Annotated in this window: 17 protein-coding genes and 1 pseudogene; 15 read left to right on the top strand and 3 right to left on the bottom strand. The window is 53.6% G+C overall.

Annotation, left to right across the window (positions count from 1 at the left end; all coding sequences use genetic code 11):
- The first annotated feature begins 162 nt into the window (after positions 1-162).
- The 5 genes from NR121_RS15840 (at position 163) to NR121_RS15860 (ending at position 6,369) form a co-directional block, all read left to right on the top strand.
- The gene (locus NR121_RS15840; protein WP_054818050.1) at positions 163-1,341 is read left to right on the top strand and encodes a M20 metallopeptidase family protein; all 1,179 of its coding nucleotides are present in this window, start codon (positions 163-165) and stop codon (positions 1,339-1,341) included.
- A gap of 80 nt (positions 1,342-1,421) precedes the next feature.
- Positions 1,422-1,898: a CBS domain-containing protein gene (locus tag NR121_RS15845; protein ID WP_054818063.1), complete on the top strand. Its 477-nt coding sequence runs from the start codon at positions 1,422-1,424 to the stop codon at positions 1,896-1,898.
- A gap of 220 nt (positions 1,899-2,118) precedes the next feature.
- Positions 2,119-3,813, top strand: coding sequence for a DNA repair helicase XPB (locus NR121_RS15850; protein WP_256831458.1), 1,695 nt, complete (start codon positions 2,119-2,121; stop codon positions 3,811-3,813).
- Positions 3,810-5,843 (top strand): helicase-associated domain-containing protein, encoded by a 2,034-nt coding sequence (locus NR121_RS15855; protein ID WP_256831459.1) that lies wholly within the window; start codon positions 3,810-3,812, stop codon positions 5,841-5,843. The genes NR121_RS15850 and NR121_RS15855 overlap by 4 nt, the downstream gene beginning before the upstream one ends.
- Positions 5,844-5,922: 79 nt before the next feature.
- A complete protein-coding gene (locus tag NR121_RS15860) occupies positions 5,923-6,369 on the top strand; it encodes a YlbF/YmcA family competence regulator (RefSeq protein WP_054818054.1) in 447 nt (148 codons plus the stop codon).
- Between the two features lie 39 nt (positions 6,370-6,408).
- On the opposite strand, the gene NR121_RS15865 is transcribed toward NR121_RS15860, so the two are convergent.
- Positions 6,409-7,428: an asparaginase gene (locus tag NR121_RS15865; RefSeq protein WP_062407852.1), complete on the bottom strand. Its 1,020-nt coding sequence runs from the start codon at positions 7,426-7,428 to the stop codon at positions 6,409-6,411.
- A 76-nt stretch (positions 7,429-7,504) separates the two neighbouring features.
- Here NR121_RS15865 and NR121_RS15870 point away from each other — a divergent pair, with 76 nt between their 5' ends.
- From NR121_RS15870 to NR121_RS15880, 3 genes are all read left to right on the top strand, one after another.
- Complete coding sequence (locus NR121_RS15870; RefSeq protein WP_062407854.1) at positions 7,505-7,771, top strand: YlbG family protein; 267 nt, start codon at positions 7,505-7,507, stop codon at positions 7,769-7,771.
- A gap of 246 nt (positions 7,772-8,017) precedes the next feature.
- Positions 8,018-8,929 carry a selenium metabolism-associated LysR family transcriptional regulator gene (locus NR121_RS15875; protein WP_062407856.1) on the top strand — a complete coding sequence of 304 codons (912 nt, stop codon included), beginning with the start codon at positions 8,018-8,020 and terminating at the stop codon, positions 8,927-8,929.
- Between the two features lie 106 nt (positions 8,930-9,035).
- The gene (locus NR121_RS15880; protein ID WP_082660695.1) at positions 9,036-9,884 is read left to right on the top strand and encodes a PHP domain-containing protein; all 849 of its coding nucleotides are present in this window, start codon (positions 9,036-9,038) and stop codon (positions 9,882-9,884) included.
- A gap of 74 nt (positions 9,885-9,958) precedes the next feature.
- Here the strand turns inward: NR121_RS15880 and NR121_RS15885 are convergent.
- Together NR121_RS15885 and NR121_RS15890 are read right to left on the bottom strand one after the other, a co-directional pair.
- Positions 9,959-10,135: pseudogene (locus tag NR121_RS15885) on the bottom strand (helix-turn-helix domain-containing protein); the annotation flags it as partial.
- A gap of 574 nt (positions 10,136-10,709) precedes the next feature.
- Positions 10,710-12,491, bottom strand: coding sequence for an Rqc2 family fibronectin-binding protein (locus tag NR121_RS15890; protein ID WP_062407860.1), 1,782 nt, complete (start codon positions 12,489-12,491; stop codon positions 10,710-10,712).
- 150 nt (positions 12,492-12,641) lie between these two features.
- On the opposite strand from NR121_RS15890, the gene NR121_RS15895 reads away from it, so the two are divergent.
- From NR121_RS15895 to rpoZ, 7 genes are all read left to right on the top strand, one after another.
- Entirely contained in the window at positions 12,642-15,431 is a 2,790-nt protein-coding gene (locus NR121_RS15895; protein WP_137670015.1) for a calcium-translocating P-type ATPase, SERCA-type, read from the top strand.
- A 150-nt stretch (positions 15,432-15,581) separates the two neighbouring features.
- On the top strand, positions 15,582-16,418 hold the full coding sequence (gene dapF, locus NR121_RS15900; protein WP_171005855.1) for a diaminopimelate epimerase: 837 nt from the start codon (positions 15,582-15,584) through the stop codon (positions 16,416-16,418).
- 29 nt (positions 16,419-16,447) lie between these two features.
- Positions 16,448-18,358, top strand: a complete 1,911-nt coding sequence (locus NR121_RS15905; protein WP_062407865.1) for a bifunctional homocysteine S-methyltransferase/methylenetetrahydrofolate reductase — start codon at positions 16,448-16,450, stop codon at positions 18,356-18,358.
- A 29-nt stretch (positions 18,359-18,387) separates the two neighbouring features.
- Entirely contained in the window at positions 18,388-19,269 is an 882-nt protein-coding gene (locus NR121_RS15910; protein ID WP_054818055.1) for a YicC/YloC family endoribonuclease, read from the top strand.
- 142 nt (positions 19,270-19,411) lie between these two features.
- A complete protein-coding gene (remA, locus tag NR121_RS15915) occupies positions 19,412-19,672 on the top strand; it encodes an extracellular matrix/biofilm regulator RemA (protein ID WP_009672664.1) in 261 nt (86 codons plus the stop codon).
- Positions 19,662-20,303 carry a guanylate kinase gene (gene gmk, locus NR121_RS15920; RefSeq protein ID WP_062407867.1) on the top strand — a complete coding sequence of 214 codons (642 nt, stop codon included), beginning with the start codon at positions 19,662-19,664 and terminating at the stop codon, positions 20,301-20,303. Before remA ends, gmk begins: the two co-directional genes overlap by 11 nt.
- Position 20,304: 1 nt before the next feature.
- Entirely contained in the window at positions 20,305-20,520 is a 216-nt protein-coding gene (gene rpoZ / locus NR121_RS15925; protein ID WP_054818057.1) for a DNA-directed RNA polymerase subunit omega, read from the top strand.
- Positions 20,521-20,573: the final 53 nt, after the last annotated feature.

Raw genomic sequence — 20,573 nt, forward strand, 5'->3', positions numbered from 1 at the left:
TGCAAGCCTAATGCATATGGCTCCAAAAGCGGTGCTGTAAAGTTTGAATTTCTTGTGACACATGGATGAAACCGCTCTTTAGATTTGATAAAATTTAGATTAATATGCCAATGAAAGGATCGCCATTATTATGATGACGCTGCAAAGAGCGGAGGGGGTACTATGATGATAAAAGATACACTGGATACGATAGTTCCCGAGATGATCGCTTGGCGCAGGTATTTGCACCGGCATCCGGAGCTGTCGTTTCAAGAATCGGAAACCGCTGCCTACATTGCAAAACTGCTTCGGGGATGGGGGCTTGAGGTACGGACGGGGGTTGGCGGACACGGTGTGACAGCCAGACTGCAGGGCGGAAAAGCCGGACCGACCGTTGCGCTCAGGGCCGATATCGATGCTCTGCCCATACAAGACGAGAAAGCTTGCGAGTATGCCTCCAGCGTACCCGGTGTCATGCACGCTTGCGGTCATGATGCTCATACGGCCACCTTGCTCGGTGTAGCTAAAACGCTCAGCAGACACAGGGAGCTGCTGCGCGGAAATATTGTCTTTGTGTTCCAGCCTGCGGAGGAAGTGACTCCGGGAGGGGCGCTCGGAATGATTAAGGATGGTGTGCTGGATGGGGTGGACGTCATCTATGGCATTCATTTGTGGACGCCGTTTGAGGTTGGGACCGCGTATTGCAAGGCGGGTCCCATCATGGCGGCAGCCGATGAGTTCACCATTGAAATCAAAGGCAAAGGCGGGCACGGCGGTCTGCCCCACGAAACGGTGGACAGCGTTTTTGTGGCTTCTCAGCTGGTAGTCAATTTACAATCGATTGTCAGCCGCAGTACGGATCCCACTGAGCCATGCGTCGTTTCCGTCGGCTCGATCCACAGCGGAACCAATTTTAACGTCATTGCAGAAACAGCCGTATTGAAGGGAACGGTGCGTACATTCAACGCTTCTTTACGAATGGATGTGAAGGCCCGTCTGGAAAATATCGTCCGACAAACCTGTCTTATGCAGGGAGCCGATTATACGATAGACTACAAGCTGGGATATCCGCCTGTCGTGAATCACGCGGAGGAAGAGCAGCGGTTTTATCGGGCGGCCAAGGCGGCTTTGGGCGAGGCGGGGGCGAAGACTTCGCCGCTGATCATGGCGGGGGAGGACTATGCCTATTATTTGCAGCAGGTGCCGGGATGCTTCATGTTTGTCGGAGCGGGAAATCCGGACCGCGGCATCGTTTACCCGCATCATCATCCCCGGTTCGATATTGACGAAACGGCAATGACCCATGCTGCAAAGCTGTTCATAGCGCTGGTCGAAGATTATATGTCGGAACATTCCCGGTAAGTGACAGTGATCGGGCGAATGGAAAGCAAGGGAAAGGGAAAACCTAATTCTGCAGCAGCTTGGGTACGCCGGGCAGGGCGATGCTTCAGGCTGCCAGTTCCTTTCAGGAGGGATTTCCCTTGAGTTCGAGAACACTTCGCGAGATCATGACTACAGACTGCGCTACAGTCACGTTACAGGATAACGTGTATGAAGCTGCGGTGAAGATGAAGCAGGAAGATACGGGTTTTATTCCTGTCGTTGACGGCAAGAAGCTAATCGGCGTTCTGACCGACCGGGACATCGTTATTCGCGGTTTGGCTGAGAAAAGGGAAGGCTCTGCCGCTATTAAAGAAGTGATGAGCGACAAAGTCGTATCCGTAACTCCGGAAACGACAGTGGATGAAGCGGCAAAAATCATGGCTGATGAACAGATTCGCCGTCTGCCTGTTGTCGAGAATGGGAACCTGGTCGGGATCGTATCCATCGGCGACCTCGCAGTCCGCAGCATTTATGAGAACGAAGCAGGCGAGGCGTTGAGCCAAATTTCCGAACAGAACCAGCACGCCTTGCATTAAGCTCTTATCGTTCTTCCGAACTTTTTTATCGGAAGAACGATTTTTTATTTACACAGGTGTACGGAGATGAAGCGGAAGCCTCCGCTTTTCATCTCCGTTTTTTGCCGTCCTTCCTCCGCCATATCTTTTCGGGCGTCTTTCTTCGCTTATGATTTACATGTTTAAATCCGCCGCCAATCCAACATAATAACAGTATCTGTAAAAGTTTGGAGGGATCGGTATGCAATTTCATAAAGATCGGCCGCTCGTCGTACAGAGCGATTTCAGCATTTTGCTGGAATCCCGGCATCCCGCATTCGATGATGTGCGAAAGGGCCTGGCAAGATTTGCCGACCTTGTCAAATCTCCCGAAAACCTGCATACATATCGAATGTCCTCGCTGTCGCTTTGGAATGCGGCGGCAGCGGGAATGGCGGCGGAGGAAATCATAACATTTTTGGAGCTGTGGTCCAAATTCGGTATTCCTGCATCCGTAAAGCAGGATATTCGCCGTTTTGTGCAGCGTTACGGCCTGGTTCGAATGGAACGTCTTGGAGAAGACCTGCTTTTAATATCCGACGATGTCGATGTCATTAAAGAGATGGTTTCCTATAAATCGCTTCAATCCTATGGCCTCTGTCAGCTGGATTCGCGGACCCTGCGTTTTTCATCGCTTTACCGGGGACTTCTCAAGCAGGAACTGGTCAAAATGGGTTTTCCGGTTGAGGATTTGGCGGGATACAGCCAAGGAGAGCGGCTGCCAATCCGGCTCAGGACGAAAATGAACGGAGGGCGAACCTTTGAACTCCGGGATTATCAGCAATCTGCCGTGGAGTCATTCTACCGCGAGGGCAGCGCGCAGGGAGGAAGCGGTGTTTTGGTACTGCCTTGCGGGGCGGGGAAAACCGTCATCGGCATCGCCGCTATGGGACGGCTGAACTGCGCTACCCTCATATTGACTTCGAACAGTACATCCGTACGTCAATGGAAAAGGGAGATTTTGGAGAAAACCGATGTTACTGAAGAGATGGTGGGAGAATATACCGGGCAGCATAAAGAGGTCAAACCCATCACCATCGCAACGTATCAAATTTTGACCTACCGCAAATCGAAGGATGATCTTTTTGTCCATATGGACTTGTTTAACAAACGGGACTGGGGACTTATCGTGTATGATGAAGTTCACTTGCTGCCTGCGCCGGTATTTCGGGTGACTGCGAATATTCAAGCGACCCGCCGCTTGGGCTTGACAGCTACGTTAATCCGCGAAGACGGCCGGGAAGAAGATGTGTTTTCCCTGGTCGGCCCCAAAAGGTACGAGATGCCCTGGAAGGATCTTGAAACGAAGGGGTGGATCGCCTCGGTGGAATGCATCGAGGTGCGGGTGCCCATGCCTCCGGCAGAAATGGACGTGTATCGTACGGAGGAGGCAAGGCAGAAAATGAAATGCGCAAGCGTCAATTCGGCTAAGCAGGCAGTGGTAGAGGAATTGCTGCGTAAGCATGAAGGCGAGCAAATCTTGATCATTGGCCAGTATCTGGAGCAGCTTCAGGAACTGACCAGGCGAACAGGGGTTCCCTTGATCAGCGGAGAAGTGGCTCACGACAAGCGGGAAAAGCTGTATAACGCCTTCCGGAACGGCGAACTGAAGGTGCTGATCGTTTCCAAAGTAGCCAACTTTGCCGTAGATTTGCCGGACGCCTCCATAGCTATCCAGGTATCGGGGAGCTTTGGTTCCCGCCAAGAGGAGGCTCAGCGGCTCGGACGCATTTTGCGGCCTAAATCAGGGGACAATAAAGCTTACTTTTATACGCTCGTCAGTGAGAACACGAAGGAGCAGGAGTTTGCCATGAACAGGCAGTTATTTCTCATCGAGCAGGGCTACAACTATGTGATCGATCGGGCGGATAGGCAGGAGGAGGCGGTCCTGAAATGAATTATTCGGAAATTTGCGCCCGAATGCCCTGGGAGCTGCGAAGCCGGATACAAGCAGAGACGGTATACGCTCCCTGGCTTGGGCAAGGATACGGTCTGGAGGACATTTGGGCCGATCCGGTTGTGCTGGAAACGATCTTTAATCGGATGGGCCCGGACGAACGGACGGTGCTTGAAGGGATTGTACGGGACATCGGCTCCGAGCTTTTTGACGCGGCTCGGCTGGAGAAATCGGCGAGGGGCTTGTTGTCCGGAGCCGAGATGAAAGCGGGCTTGGCCGGTCTGCTGCGCAAAGGTTTTATTTTCGCTTTTCGAAAAACGTGGGGTGAACTGGTTTACCTGCTTCCGGAAGACAGCTTCGGTCTGTGGCAGCAAATTATGTTTCCTGAGCTTGCCGTTGTTCCGCCGGATGGCACTGCTCTTTCCGGTATCGAACCGATTCAAGCCGTCAAGACCGATATTCGCAGGGGGCTTTTTCAGGCGCTTGTCTTCGCGGCGCAGCAGGAACTGAAGCTGACCCAAAACGGAATCCTGCACAAAAAACAACTGCAAAAATGGCTTGAGCTTATTCCTCTGAACGAAACGCTGCTGCAAGGGACGACGATAAAATATGCGTATGCTGATGCGTATCCGATGAAAGCAGCGATCATGCTCGATATGCTTTTGCGGCTTCAGTTGATCGTGCCGGACGGAGAAACGCTGAAGCTTCAATCCAAAGCGCTCAAAACCTGGCTGAACCGGTCCGTTAACGAACAACATCTCGTGTTGTACAGCATATGGAAGCGGCTGACCCTTCCGGCGGAAGCCTGGCTGCAGCATGCGGTTTCACTTCTTGAAAGGAGCGATCACGGGCATTGGTTTTCTCCGCTTGGGCTTTTGACCGGGCTTGAAAGGCAAGGCCTGATGCCTGCACCGGCTGAATCAGGGCTGGAAGAGCGGCTTGGCCGGCTGCAGCAGAAGTGGCTGGACCCGTTGGCTGCCATGGGCTGGCTTGAAAAAGGCACGGAGGCTCTGGGCGGAAGGGTACATTATCGTTGGTGTGTTAGGCTATTTCAAGCAAGCCGTACTCCGCAGGAGTCTGAGGAACCTGGGCGGTTTATGGTGCAGCCGGACTTCGAGATCATCGTGCCGCCGGACGTGACGGATGAGGTTTGCTGGGAATTGTGCTGTATAGCCGATCCGGTTGCGCACGATCAGGTCAGCGTTTATAAATTGTCCAAAGCCAGTATTCGGCGTGCTTTGGAGAACGGAAGGACGGCTGAAGAGATGGCGGAGTTTCTGGAAGCTCATGCGCTTTACGGAGTTCCCGATCATCTCCTCCCGGCGATAGAAGGATGGGCGAGGCCCTTCGGCAAGTTGACTTTCGCTAACACGCTGTTGCTCCGCTGTGATGATGAAGAGACGGCGTCAACCGTAGCCAAGCTGCCTGGTGCGGCGCCCTATATTCAAGAAGCCGTCGGAACCAAGGATTATATTATTGCTTTGGACGACCTGCAGCCTCTTGCGGCAGTGCTGGAAAAAGCGGGGTATATGCCGGGGATGCCGCTTTTGCTCAACGGTAAGAACGGTTCCGGCCGCGGAAGGTCTTACCCGAAGCTGGCGGATGTAAATCCGCAGGAAGACGAAGCAGATGCCGAGTTCCAGCTGTCGATGGATAGGGGGCTGATTTACTCCAGAAATTCAGCTCATTATTTGCAGCTGGAGTCGCAGCTGCCCGAGCCGGCCGATTTGTATCCCGACTTAAAGGACATTCCCCCGATGTGGCTGAAGGATTATCGGACCTATCACGTTTCTACCCGAAAAGAAATCGTGGAAAAGGCGATCGAGATGAAGACGCTGCTGCAAGTCCGAATGAACGGCACCGATTACCGGGTCGCTCCGCGAAAAGTACAGGATACCCGGGGAACCTGGTGGATGACGGGGATAGAACAGCGGAAGGACAGGCTCCCTCAAGCATTGGAGGTTCGTTGGCATGCCGGCGAATGGGACGAAATGAAGCTGATTTTGCCAGGCATCAATGATAAATATTAGATCGGCACACCGCTGCCGGATATGATATGATAAATAGGTAGGCCACCATGGTCCAACCTATAGAAAGGCGGTGCTGCATATGGCAGTCATGGAATCCCAGACGATCGATATGTCTGCAATCCTTCTCGGAGCCTATGAATTGGCTGACATGATCAAGCTTTCCGCGGAAACTGCGGATTATTTATATTGGAAGCGGCGTGTAGAGGAGGACGAGGAAGTCGGCAGGCTGACCAAGGAATTTGCCAAACAAAAAGAGCGATTCGCCGAATGCGAACGTTTCGGGCATTACCATCCGAACTATCATGAAGCGCTGGAGCAAGTCAAGAAGGTTCAAGCTCAGCTGGATGCTTTGGAGCCGGTACGCCGTTTTAAGGAAGCGGAGAACCGGCTGGATCAACTGCTTTATGAAATATCGCAGTTGGTAGCGCACTCCGTTTCCGACACGATCAAGGTTCCTTCCAATGACCCGCTGGCCGCAAGCGGCGGCTGCTCTTCAGGCGGCAGCTGCAGCGGCAAGTGCGGTTAAGGCGGCGGAAGAAGCCTTATGACGGTCGTTAATGCCATCTTAAGGCTGCCGAAGCTGAAATGACGGACGGATAGAGCCTACGGTCTCGCCTCGCCGGTTCATGACCTTGGGGTAATGAAATTCGGCAAGCCGTCCGGCTTCCTCCCGGGTCAGGGCTCCAAGCTGCATTAAAGCCTCGGCTGCTGTCGGATAGAGGGCGCGTTCGGCGCCGTCCTCAATCTTGACAGCCAGACCGATCCCGCGATCCGGGACAGCCAGGGCATACACCCCTTCGGCACCCATTTTGCCGATGACGCGGCCTTGCGTTACTTCGGCAAGCCGGGTGTCGAACCGGTTGGTGCCTGCTACATAGTAAGGATGTCGGCCGATGACATGGATGATCTTACGGCACGCCGCGGCGCGCTGGGCTGCAAGCTCGTCAGGGGCGCCCAGACGGGCGTATGCATAGGCGAGTGCAGACAGCGGCACTGCAAATACGGGCACGCCGCAGCCATCGGTGCCGACACCGATATTCTCTGTTGATACGCCGCACATGAATGAGATGATGTGCAGCATTTTTTGTTGGACAGGATGCTCCAAACGGGTATACTGTTTTATAGATACATTCATTGCCTTTGCCAGGACCAGCATGCCGGCATGCTTGCCGGAGCAAGTGTTGTGGAGCTGCGACGGCTGCAGCGCCTTTTGTTTCAGCTCGTCGGCCGAGGGCTTATATAGCGGTTCCTGCCGGCCGCATGCTAGAGCGCTTTCAGTTAGTCCGAGCTTATGCAGAATCGATTGCACCGCCGCGGTGTGCTCCGGTTCCCCGCCGTGGGAAGAGCAGCACAAAGCCGTTTCGGCTTCGGTCAGCCCGAATTGTTCGTCGCCCCGGGCTTCCAGCAGCGGAATGGCCTGAAGCAGCTTGGCGGTTGAACGCATATATCCGTAATGCCGGGGGTTGCCGGCGCAAGCGATCAGCTTGCCTTTGTTGTCCACCACGGCAATATGACCGCGATGCATGCTTTCCGTCAGATTGCCGCGGGTTACCTCACAGAGGTTGTCTTGGTCAAAGGATTGCATTATTGCTTTCATCCTTTCATCATTAGATTAAAGATCCGTACCACCAGTATGGGTTTAAGAAAGAAGGTTATGAGCTATGTTTCCTGAGCGCAGCGGAATCATCGTTTGGTTTAGCGATTTAAAAGCGGCTAGCAAACATTTGGAGAAATACGGCAATGTGCATTACCTCTCCAAAAAGCTGCATTATGCCGCCATGTACGTATATTCCAGCCGTTTGGACGAAACGGTAAAGCAGCTGCAAAAGCTGCCCTTCGTCAAAAAAGTCGAGCGGTCGTACCGCAATGAAATCAAAACCGAGTATAATAATAATATTCCTGATAAAACAAGATTCTACACGTTATAACGGCGGAACTTGCGTCTGCATATGTTATATCATACGCCCGGAGCGGAGCTCTGCCCGGCGTATTTTTTTGTTTTTTCCAAACAGCCCTTTTGTTTTTTGTTATAATAGGCTGAAGGATCGATTTGAACTGGAGGTTCACCTTTCTGATTGCCCAAGATGTTTTTTAAGACTCGTCAGACGTTCTTTTGATCTTCGATTATAAGCTTCTCGTATGATGGGTACCAAGTAGGCGGAGGATTCGATATAATGGCGCTAAATTTTCACCAGCTTCATATTTTTTATACGGTTGCGGAGAAGGGCAGTTTTTCTCATGCCGCGCAGGCGCTTCATATGACTCAACCGGCTGTTACGATGCAGGTGCAGTCGCTCGAAGATTATTTTGGAACGAAGCTGTTCATCCGTTCGACCAAGCGGGTCGAGTTGACGGAGGCGGGACGCACGCTGCTGCCGTTTGCTTTGCGCAGCATTGAGCTGATGAAGGAAACGGACATCAGTATGTCCAAGTTCACGCATATGCTGGAAGGCAGACTTCATTTGGGAGCAAGCTTGACGGTAGGGGAATATATTTTGCCCAGACTGCTCGGGCCGTTTAGCGCCGAATATCCGAATATATCGGTTAGTATGAAAGTCAACAACACGAAGCTGATTCTTGAAGAAGTCCTGAACCATCAGTTAACCTTCGGTTTAGTGGAGGCCGAAGTGAAGCATCCCGATGTGCATACGGAAGCGGTGCTCAGCGACGAGCTGAAGCTGATTGTCCCGCAGAATCACCCTTTGGCGGAACGGGAGCGTATTCCGTTGGAAGAGATGCTGAAGTATCCCTTTGTGCTCCGGGAGCAGGGCTCGGGTACGCGAAGGGTGATGGAAGAGGAGCTGGCAAAGGCGGGATGCGACGTATCCATGCTCAAAATCGTGATGGAGCTTGGCAGTACGGGAGCGGTCAAATCGGCGGTGGAAGCGGGCCTCGGGATTTCCATCCTGTCCCAATCCTCGGTAAGGCACGAGGCGGCTCTTGGAGTGCTGAAAGTAAAGGATGTCGAAGGCATTCGCTTTACGCGGAGTTTCTATGCGATCTATTTGAGCTCCACACTGCTTCCCATTTCTGCGGTGACGTTCTTGACGTTCTTGAGAGAGCGGGATCTGAGCCAATGGTTATAACAGACCGGACAGACCGGACGGATCCAAAAGCAAGCCGGGTACGGCCCAACGGAAATCTGTGACAACGAAACAGATAAAATAGGCATGTTAAGGGGAGGTATTCATGATGTCTTACGCCGATTTGCATACTCATACGCTGGCATCCGACGGCACCGGCTCTCCGTCCGACAACGTCAGGTTGGCCTCGGAAGCAGGCTTAAGCGCCGTAGCCGTAACGGATCATGATACGGTGGGAGGGCTGGCCGAGGCTCAGGAGGCCGGATTGAAGTATGGCATAGCCGTTATCCCCGGAGTGGAAATCAGTACGGTGCATAACGGGCAGGACATTCATGTGCTCGGGTATTGGATCGATGAAAAGGATTCGCTATTCTTGTCCAGGTTGGCAGACCTGAGACAGGTTCGGGACCGGCGCAATGAAATGATGGTCGCCCGGTTGCAAGAGCTTGGCATCTCCATTACGATGGAAGACGTTCTAAAGTCGGTACAGGCTTCGAAAAAAGAGGGAGATACGATCGGAAGGCCGCATATCGCGGATGCCCTCGTACGTCTCGGAGCGGCAGATTCCATGGCCGACGCTTTCAACCGTTATTTGGCCAAAGGGGCGGCGGCCTATGTCAATCCGCCACGGATTACGCCGTTTGAGGCCGTTCGCTGGATTATGGAAGCGGGAGGCGCCGCGGTGCTTGCCCATCCGGGGCTATACGGACAGGATGATTTGATCCCGCAGCTTGCGCAGGCCGGAATGATCGGCTTGGAGGCCTACCATTCGGATCATTCGCCGGAACAGGAAGAACATTATGCGGCATTGGCGCAAGAGCATGATTTGCTCATTACAGCGGGGTCCGATTATCATGGCGAACGGGGCGGCGTTGTGTTTCATGCGCCCATCGGGGCTCGCCGAATCGACGCGGATGTGGTGGACCGGTTGTTCGAGCGGAAAGGATTGCGGCCATGAAGATCCGCAAATGATGACCCCGGTTTGGTCGCTGGCCGAAGCCCGGAACTTAGTTTCAAAATATTGTCTTGAGAATCAATGGTTACGCCAAAGAGATCGCTCACTTTAATAATGATTTCAATGCTCGGATAATTTTGACCATTTTCCCATTTGGAAACCGACTGTCGACTTACAAAAAGTTTTTCCGCCAATTCTTCTTGAGACCAGCCTTTTTTCTTTCTCTCGTTTTTTAACTTCTCCGCAAAAATCATTTCGGCAGTCACCTTTCTGCATCATATACATCCATTATTGTTAAACCCCATGTGAAAAGTAAAGATAGCTTTGGTTGCAGCTGCCCAGCAACCCCAAGTTGCATCCTCTATAACAGCCGTTTGCACCGGCGTACGCATGCCGCCATCTTGCGGCATTTGCATTTCTGCCAGTCAGCTTCATCCTGCTGTCCGTTGGCGGCGCTCAAGAAACGGCGAGGAAAATGAAACGCAGGCGTGAATTGGTGTAGAACCGCCTTCGGTGGCGGATTGTCTCTGTTATGCTGAACATCAGCGTAACAGAGATCTGCCGACGATGACCATGGAAATGATTCCCATACCCTTACTCCTGCCAATGTGAGATGTATTATTTGAACACGTACAGTAACTTTAATGAGCTGCAAAGGGACATTGATGCGTACATCTTCTTTTACTAACGAATGGTTACAAGCCAAATTAAACGGCCTCAGTCCGAAGGAATTCAGGACGAAGGCCGCTTAACTGATTTTTATTTTAGTACTGTCTATTTGACAGGGTACAGTTCATCCATCAGGTTGACTTATGGGACAGCCCCTTTTTACTTTACCGTAACCGGCATCTGTTTGATGGCTTCGGCGTCGGGCGTAACGAACAGCGTTTTTTGATGCTCGTAAATGACGAACCCGGGTTTGGCGCCGTTGGGTTTGCGTACATGCCTGATCAGCGTGTAATCGACAGGCACTTGACTCGATTCCCTGGCCTGGCTGTAATAAGCGGCCAGCCGGGCGGCTTCATGCAAAGTGGCTTCGCCGTATTCGGAGCTGCGGATGACGACGTGGGACCCTGGAATGTCTTTGGTGTGCAGCCACGTATCCCCCGAATGGGCGAGACGGTTGGTCAAGTATTCGTTCTGGGTGTTATTTTTGCCGACATAAATAGGTACGCCTTCGCTGGAAGTATAGCAAGAAAGAAGCGGCTTTTGATTCGGCTTTTTTTTGCGTCCCTTCTTGCCGCGGCTGCGAAGGTATCCTTGTTCCTCCAGCTCCTCGCGAATCTCCTCGATATCTGCAAGTCCTGCGCTCGACAGCTGCTGTATCAGATTGTCCAAATAACCGATTTCCTCGTGCGCTTGCGCCATCTGCTCCTCTACGGCGATCAGGCTGTTTTTGCTTTTCGTATATTTTTTGAAGTAGCGCTGCGCGTTTTCCGAGGCGGTCAGTAAAGGATCAAGCTCGATCGTAATTGGGCGCTGCTCCTCATCATAATAATTGATGACCTCGATTTGCCGCTCGCCTTTGGTGACCAGGTGCATCGATGCCGTAAGCAGCTCCCCGAGAATGCGAAACTTATCGGCCTCGCGCGCTTCCTTCAGCGTCTCCTCGAGCTTTTCCAGCTTCTTGACGTTTTTGCTCCGTTCATTGGAAAGGAGCCTGAGCAGGTCGGACGCCTTTTGCTTGACGGCATCCCGTTCGGCCTTGTCCCCATAATAAGCTTCCAGACAAGCGCTGACCGTCTCGTAACGGCGAACCTCTCCGGGAATGTGGGTGAGAGCGGTGACGGAAAAAAAGGTTTTCCCGGTTTGCTCCTGCTCCACAATCACCGGATCGAGCACTCCGCTGCGGACCTGATCCGTCAGCAAGCGCAGGGGCTCCCACAATTTCTCCGCCATATCGGCAGGGGACATAACGGCAGGACCGTCTCCCAAAGCTCGATAAACGAGCTCGCGGGCGCCCAGCGGGCTAAAACCGCTTAGGCGCTGCACCAGCGTCTGCTCCCAGAAGCGGCGTGAGGCCGCCTCCTCAGGCGGGACACCCTCGGCGCTTTCCGCCATCAGTGCAATAAACCGGTCTTTGTTCAAGTCGAACGGCAACGTCTTGTGCTGTTCCGGGGGCGCAATGTAGCTGCTGCCGGGCATGACTACGCGGTAGCTGCTGATCGCCGGCGTAACGTGATGAATCCCGTCCAAAATCACGCCGGTGGCCGGGTCCATCAAGATGATGTTGCTGTGGCGGCCCATGATTTCCACAATGAGCGTTTTGACGCTCAGGTCGCCCAGTTCATCGCGCTGGCGGATGCGGAAGTGAAGAATCCGTTCAAGCCCGGGCTGTTCGATCGCTTCGATGATGCCTCCTTCACAGTGCTTGCGCAGGAGCATGCAAAACATGGGCGCTTCCAGCGGATTCATAAAGCTTTGTTCCGTGAGATGGACACGCGGGTAAGTCGGGTTGGCCGACAGAAGCAGCTTCACGGTGCGGCCCGCCGCGCGGATCTGCACAATAATATCGTTATTGGAAGGCATTTGTATTTTATTGATTCGGCCCATGACGCAGCTTTGCAGCTCGCGGGAGAGGCCGTGAACGACGAGACCGTCTAATGACATGTTAAGAACAACTCCAATCGTGCGAGGATGAGTCTGTTTTTGAGTGCTACCCTTTATCATGCCATATTTTCTCTTCGAAGGAAAACGTGATATTTTGCGGCTTGTCTGAATACATTTAGCCTAGACGACCTTTTGGGAGGGAAAGAGCAGATGAGTCAGAAACATTGGTATCAAATGACGGCCGAGGAAACGCTGCTGTCGTCGGGGACGGAGCCCTCAAAAGGGCTGGCTGCGGAAGAAGCGGACAAGCGGCTTGCCGTTTACGGCAAAAATGAGCTGGCGGATGGACAAGGCATATCGGCGCTCACGCTTTTTTTGAACCAGTTTAAAGATTTCATGGTTCTGGTACTCGTTGGAGCTACATTAATATCCGGCTTGCTCGGTGAATATTTGGATGCCATCACGATTATCGCCATCATCATTATGAACGGAATTCTTGGCTTCGTGCAGGAGTTTCGTGCAGAGCGTTCCTTGCGCGCGCTAAAGGAGCTTTCCGCACCCAATGCCAAGGTGATCAGAGACGGAAAGCTGGAGCAGCTTCCGGCCCGCGAGCTGGTTCCGGGCGATATTGTCGTGCTGGAAAGCGGCGACCGCATTCCGGCCGATATCCGTTTTATCGAGGTATACAGCACGTATGCGGAAGAGTCGGCGCTCACGGGGGAGTCCGTTCCGGTAGCCAAGCATATCGGGGCGATTCACGGAGAAGGCGTAACTCTCGGAGATCAGCGCAATCTGGGATTTATGGGAACCCTGCTGACGAGGGGCTCGGCTAAAGGGGTCGTAATTCGTACCGGCATGGCCACGGAAATGGGCAAGATCGCGGATCTCATTCAAAACACGGATGCGATGGAGACGCCGCTGCAGCATCGTCTGGAGCAGCTCGGTAAAATTCTGATCATCGTCGCTCTGGCATTGACGGTGATGGTCGTCGCAGCGGGCATCCTGCACGGGCAGGAACCGTACGGCATGTTTTTGGCCGGCGTCAGCCTGGCGGTTGCAGCGATTCCAGAAGGCCTGCCGGCCATCGTAACGATCGCTCTGGCTCTCGGCGTACAGCGGATGATTCAGCGCAAAGCGATCGTCCGCAAGCTGCCGTCGGTCGAAACGCTGGGCTGCGCATCGGTGATTTGCTCCGATAAAACGGGAACGTTAACCCAGAACAAAATGGCGGTCACCCACTTATGGGTAGGAGGCCACTGGCTGGAGGTCACCGGGGACGGCTACGACCCTCGCGGGGATATTCTGAGGAACGGAGAGCAGGCGGACATTAAAAAAAATCAAATGCTCCGCCGATTGCTTCAGATATCCGTGCTTTGCAACAATGCTTCTCTGCATGAAGAAACAAGTGACAACAAGAAGAAAAAAGCGGATGCCGAACCGTCCCGCGCTTGGCGTATCAAGGGAGACCCGACAGAGGGGGCGCTTGTTGTCCTGGGGGCGAAAGCGGGCATTACGCAGCGTTCTCTGGATGGACTGTACCGCCGGGTCAACGAGTTGCCTTTCGATTCAGAGAGAAAACGGATGTCTGTTGTCGTGGAGCACCAGGGAGGGCGGATGGTATGTACGAAGGGGGCGCCCGATGTGCTGGTGCAGCAGTGCTCTTATATATTGTGGGATGATAAAATCATCCCGTTTACTCCCACATTAAAGCAGAAGGTACTCTCCGCCAATGAGGACATGGCCAAAAACGCGCTGCGCGTGCTGGGACTCGCTTATCGGGATCTGAAGCCGGCGGATCGGGACCTTCAGGAAACGCAGCTGGAATACCAGCTTGTGTTTGTAGGCTTGACAGGCATGATCGACCCGCCGAGGCGCGAGGTCAGGGAAGCGATCGTCAAATGCCGTCGTGCGGGGATCAAGACCGTCATGATTACGGGCGACCACCAAACCACGGCGGAGGCGATTGCCTTGCAGCTCGGCATTCTTCCGCAGGACGGGCTGGCCATGAATGGCCGCCAGCTTTCGGTGATGACCGACGACGAGCTGGACAAACGGGTGGATGACGTGTATGTGTACGCCCGCGTTTCTCCGGAGCACAAGCTGAGGATCGTCAAGTCGCTTCAGCGCCGGGGCCATACGGTAGCGATGACCGGAGACGGTGTGAACGACGCGCCGGCCATCAAGGCGGCGGATATCGGCATTGCGATGGGCATCAGCGGTACGGATGTATCTAAAGAAGCGTCTGCGCTAGTGCTCAGCGACGATAATTTCGCCACCATCGTATCCGCTATTGAAGAAGGGCGGGGCATTTATGAGAATATCCGCAAATTTATCCGGTACTTGCTTGCTTCCAATGTCGGAGAAATTATGACGATGTTCCTGGCCATGATGTGCGGGCTGCCGCTGCCGCTGGTGCCGATCCAGATTTTATGGGTCAATCTGGTGACCGACGGCCTGCCGGCGATGGCGCTCGGCGTCGATCAGGCGGAGAAGGATCTTATGCAGCAGAAGCCGCGTTCGGCCAAGGAGAACATTTTTGCGCGGCGTCTGGGATGGAAGATTGTCAGCCGCGGAATCCTGATCGGATTGTGTACGCTGGCGGCTTTCTACATCACCTTGAAGCAGGGAGGAGACAGCCCGAATGCGCTGGTCAAAGCACAGACGGTTGCGTTCGTTACGCTCGTTATGGCGCAGCTTATTCATGTGTTCGACTGCCGGAGCTCGCGCTCGATCTTTCACCGCAATCCGCTGCAAAACGTTTGGCTTGTACTGGCGGTCGTTTCTTCGCTGCTGCTGATGCTGCCCGTACTGTACGTGGAGCAGCTTCAGCCGATTTTCAAGACCGTCCCGCTCGGGGGGCTCGATTGGCTGCTCGTCCTCGTATTTGCTGGTATTCCAAGCTTCCTCATGGGCATTGGCAGCGTGCTGAGCGGTTCCTCCAAGCGCAAGCGCATGACATACGGCGGCGGCCCGAAACCGATCGGACCTGCCGCAAGATAATAGAAACGATAAGGACTCCGGCATCTTGAAAGCGGAGTTCTTTTGTTTGCTTTTTTAAACGGATTGGTATAAAATTTTTCGTCAGCGGGTATGCATTCCGGCGAAATTGCGATATAGTATGAGGAAAATGCTCAAACAGGAGTGCAGACGATGGATTTCACGAAAATGCATGGATTGGGAAATGATTTTATCGTGCTGGCCGGACATGACGAACTGCCTCGGGATGCATCTGAGCTGGCGGTTCGTTTATGCGACCGTCATTTCGGCATCGGTGCGGACGGAATGGTCTATTTGCTGCCTTCACAGAAGGCTGACTATAGGATGCGAATCATCAATTCGGACGGCTCGGAGGCGGAGCAGTGCGGCAACGCCATCCGCTGCGCCGCTAAATATATTTATGATCACGGAATGGTGGACAAAGCGGCAACCGGGCTTACCATTGAAACGATCGGTGCAGGGGTGCAGCCCGTGCAGCTTTCGGTTACGGACGGACGAGTGACGGCGGTTCGCGTTGATATGGGCGCGCCTGTTCTGAACGGGCTTGAGGTGCCTACGGTCATCGATGCGGAACGTATCGTCTCATACCCGGTTTCCGTAGACGGACAGGAATTTCGCTTTACCGCCGTGTCGATGGGGAATCCGCACTGCGTGATTTTTACGGAAGACGCGCTCCAGGTTGACCTTTACAAGTGGGGACCCGAACTGGAGAACCATCCGTTATTTCCCCGCCGCATCAACGTTGAGTTCGCTACGGTGCACAGCCGGGATTATGCCGACATGCGCGTGTGGGAACGCGGAGCAGGGCCAACGCTGGCTTGCGGGACAGGAGCATGCGCCACGTTGGTGGCCGGGGTGCTGAACGGACTGATGGACCGCAAGGCGACCGTGTCGTTAAAAGGCGGCGATCTGCTGATCGAGTGGAGTGAGGCGGACAATCATGTCTATATGACCGGACCGGCGGAAACGGTGTTTAAAGGAACGCTTTAACGTATATGATGGGAAGAGGGGGCGCCGCGATGAAAGCGGATTTGAGAGAAGCGCTCCGGCAGCAGCTCATTGTCGGGGACGGGGCTATGGGGACATATTTGTACCAAATGGGCTTTCCTGTCGGCATTTCATATGAGGAATTGAATTTGCTTAAGCCGGACGTCATTATGGATGTCCACCGCAGATATTATGAGGCCGGCGCACGGTTGATCGAGACGAACACCTTCTCGGCTAACCGTGAAAAACTGTCCAAATATGGATTGGAGCAGGAAGTGGAGGCCATCAACCGCGCGGGTGTCGATTTAGCCAGACGGTCGGTCGGCAGCGATGCTTATGTCGTCGGGGCGATCGGTTCGATCCGCGCGGGCAAACGCAAAAATGTGCGTACGGCCAAGGTCAAGGATGATTTGAAGCAGCAAATTGAAGTGCTGGCGGATACGCCGGTGGACGGGCTGTTGCTGGAGTCGTTCTACGATCTGGAGGAGCTGCTGATTGCATTGAAGCTGATCCGAAAGATCAGCAGCCTGCCTGTCATTTGCCAGTTCGCGACAGAAGGTACCGGATCGACCCACGACGGCATTCCGCTGGATGAGGCGTTTCGGCGGCTTCTGGCAGCAGGGGCGGATGTGGTCGGCTTCAACTGCCGCAGCGGTCCGAACGGGCTGATGCGCTCGCTGGAACGCATCGCCGGAATGGAGGCCGCCCCGCCGTTTTCCATATTCCCGAATGCGGGGATAGCCGACTATGTAGACGGACGCTATACGTTTGCGGCGACGCCGTCTTATTTCGGTGAAACGGCGCGGAAGTTTGTCGATCTCGGCGCACGGATTATCGGCGGATGCTGCGGAACGACCCCCGAGCACATCGCTGCGATAGCCTCGTCGCTAAGAGGGTACGTTCCGGATCCGGCAGCGATTCGCAAGCTTACTGAAAACGTCAGGGAGCCTCGACCGGAAAGGATTGCGGAGCCGGTTCAGGTGTCCGATAGGCCGCCGGCCGCACCGCCTGTACAGTCGGAGCCTACGATCGTCGACCTGGTGAAGGAGCGGCCTACGGTAATCGTAGAGCTGGATCCTCCGCGGGATTTGGACATCGAGAAGTTTATGCAGGGGGCGTCCGCGCTTAAGAAAGCCGGAGCTGATGCGCTCACGATGGCGGACAATTCGCTTGCCGTAACGCGAATGAGCAATCTGGCGCTCGGTAGTCTCGTGCAGGAGCGTATAGGCATTCGGCCGCTCATTCATATCGCCTGCCGCGACAGGAACATGATCGGAACGCAGTCGCACATGATGGGACTGCATGCACTGGGCATCGACCACGTGCTTGCGGTAACGGGCGATCCGGCGAAATTCGGAGACCTGCCCGGATCGAGCTCCGTATACGATTTGACTTCGTTCGAAATCATCCGCATGATCAAGCAGCTGAATGAAGGGGTTTCTTTCTCGGGCAAGCCGCTGAAGAAAAAAGCGAACTTCATTGTCGGAGCTGCGTTTAATCCGAACGTCAAATATTTGGATAAAGCGGTGCGGCGGTTGGAACGCAAGATCGAGTCCGGTGCCGATTACATCATGACCCAGCCGGTTTACAATGCCGAGCTGATCGAAAAAATCAGCGAGGCGACCAGGCACCTCAACGTGCCGATCTTCCTGGGCATTATGCCGCTGGCCAGCGGAGGCAATGCGGAATATTTACACAATGAGGTGCCGGGGATTCAACTGTCCGACGAAGTGCGTCAGCGCATGAGCGGTCTCAAAGGCGAGGAAGGACGAGCTATGGGCGTGCAAATCGCCAAGGAACTGCTGGATGTGGCTTTGAGCCATTTTAAAGGCATTTACTTGATGACGCCGTTCCTTGCATATGAGATGACTGTTGAATTGACCAAATACGTGTGGCAGAAAGCGGGAAGACGCGATTTCCACTTGTACCCTCTGGAAAAATGAATTAAAATAGGGTAATGGATGTGAATGCCATGATGACCAGTATGACTGGGTTCGGCCAAGCCGCTCGAAGCCTCGCGGGCTTTCGTTTGCAGATCGACTTGAAATCGGTCAACCATCGTTACTGCGAGGTCGTTGTAAGGATGCCCCGGGAATGGGCCCGTTACGAAGACGCAGTAAAACGTGCGGTGCTTGCACGGGTGAAGCGCGGTCGGGTGGATGCCTTTGTTTCGGTTGAACGGGACGGTAAGGCTCCGCAAACTGTCGAAGTGGACTGGGCATTGGCCATGGGTTACCGGCAAGCGGCCGAGCAGATGCGAGAGAAGCTGTCGCTTTCAGAGGAGCTGTCGCTTCGCGATCTGTTGTCAATACCCGGTATGGTTTCGCTTAAGGACAAGCCGGAGCTGGAGGATGAGGTGCTGGAGCGCGAATTGTTCTCTTGTGCGGATGAGGCTGCCAAGGAACTCGTGACGATGCGCGAGCGTGAAGGCGAGGTACTTCTTGCGGATTTGGAGCAGCGTATTGGGGTCATGGAAAGCTATAGGCTGGAGGCCGTTCAATTAGCTCCGATCATCGTGAAGGAATATGCCGGGAAGCTTAAAAGCCGAATTCAGGAGCTGCTGCAGCATATGCCCTTAGACGAGAACCGGTTGGCGATGGAAGTGGCATTGTTCGCGGACCGTGCTGCGATCGATGAGGAATTGACCCGGCTGAACAGCCATTTCGGCCAGTTCAAGAAGCTGCTCAGGTCCGCCGAACCGGTAGGCCGCAAGCTGGATTTCCTCGTTCAGGAAATAAATCGGGAAGTGAATACGATCGGCTCCAAAGCCAATTATGCGCCGCTTTCCTCCATTGTGGTGGAGATGAAGGCGGAGCTGGAAAAGATGCGGGAGCAGATCCAAAATATCGAATAACATACCTTATTAGTAATATCATTCTTTCTTTTGAAACGGTGTTGGTTGATCAACGACTAAAGAAGAAAACTGTTGCCGTGCGTCGGTTTCCTTCCCGCGAACAACGCCTGATTTCAAAGAAAGAACCAGGGGGAACCTATAGATGGCGATCAAACTTATCAACATCGGTTTCGGGAACATCGTTTCCGCGAATCGAATCATTTCCATTGTAAGTCCTGAATCGGCTCCGATCAAACGGATCATTCAGGAAGCGCGTGACCGCCATATGCTGATTGATGCGACGTATGGCCGCCGTACGCGTGCCGTTATTATTACGGACAGCGACCATGTCATCCTGTCGGCGGTTCAGCCCGAAACGGTAGCGCATCGACTTTCCAATAAGGACGATGATCATGACGAGTAATTTGGGTTACGGCCCTGCAGAAAAAGGAATATTAATCGTGCTTTCAGGACCTTCCGGGGTTGGAAAAGGAACGGTGTGCAAAGAGCTAAGAAGGTGCGCGCCGGACATCGTATACTCCGTGTCGGCAACGACCCGCCCGCCTCGAGCCGGTGAAGTGGACGGAGTGAATTATTTTTTTAAGACGAGGGAACAGTTTCAGCAGCTGATCGACCAAGACCAGATGCTGGAGTGGGCGGAATACGTAGGTAATTATTATGGAACGCCGCGCAAATTTGTGGAAGATACGTTAAACAGCGGCAAAGACATCATTTTGGAAATTGAAGTGCAGGGCGCACTCAAAGTCAAGCAGAAATTTCCGGAGGGCGTCTTTATTTTCCTGCTCCCCCCGTCGCTTAACGAATTGGAGAGCCGCATTGTAGGACGGGGGACGGAATCGGAGGATTCGATCCGCAGCCGATTGTCCGTAGCCTTAGATGAGATTGCTTTGATTGAACATTACGACTATGCGATCATCAATGATCAAGTGGAACTGGCCTGTTCCCGGATTCGCAGTATTCTCACGGCGGAGCACTGCCGTAAAGCGCGCATGGTTTCCAAAATAAAACACTGGATGGCTGAGGTGAAAAAATAAGATGCTGTACCCTTCCATAGATCGGCTTTTGGACAAAGTAGACAGTAAGTACTCTTTGGTGGTCGCCGCCTCCAAACGAGCGCGGATGCTTCGTGACGGAGCGAAGACCGAAGTGCAGAACCAGAAATCGCACAAATACGTAGGTTTGGCTCTTGAGGAAATTTACGAGGGACATATCTCGTATGAGAAGCTGTATAACAAAGAATCCATAAAGTAAAACAACAACCCTCGCGGTTGTTATTTTTTTCGCTATGAAACCAGAAGGGGAGG

The sequence above is a fragment of the Paenibacillus sp. Pae15 genome, assembly GCF_024519685.1.
Lineage (GTDB): Bacteria > Bacillota > Bacilli > Paenibacillales > NBRC-103111 > Paenibacillus_G > Paenibacillus_G naphthalenovorans.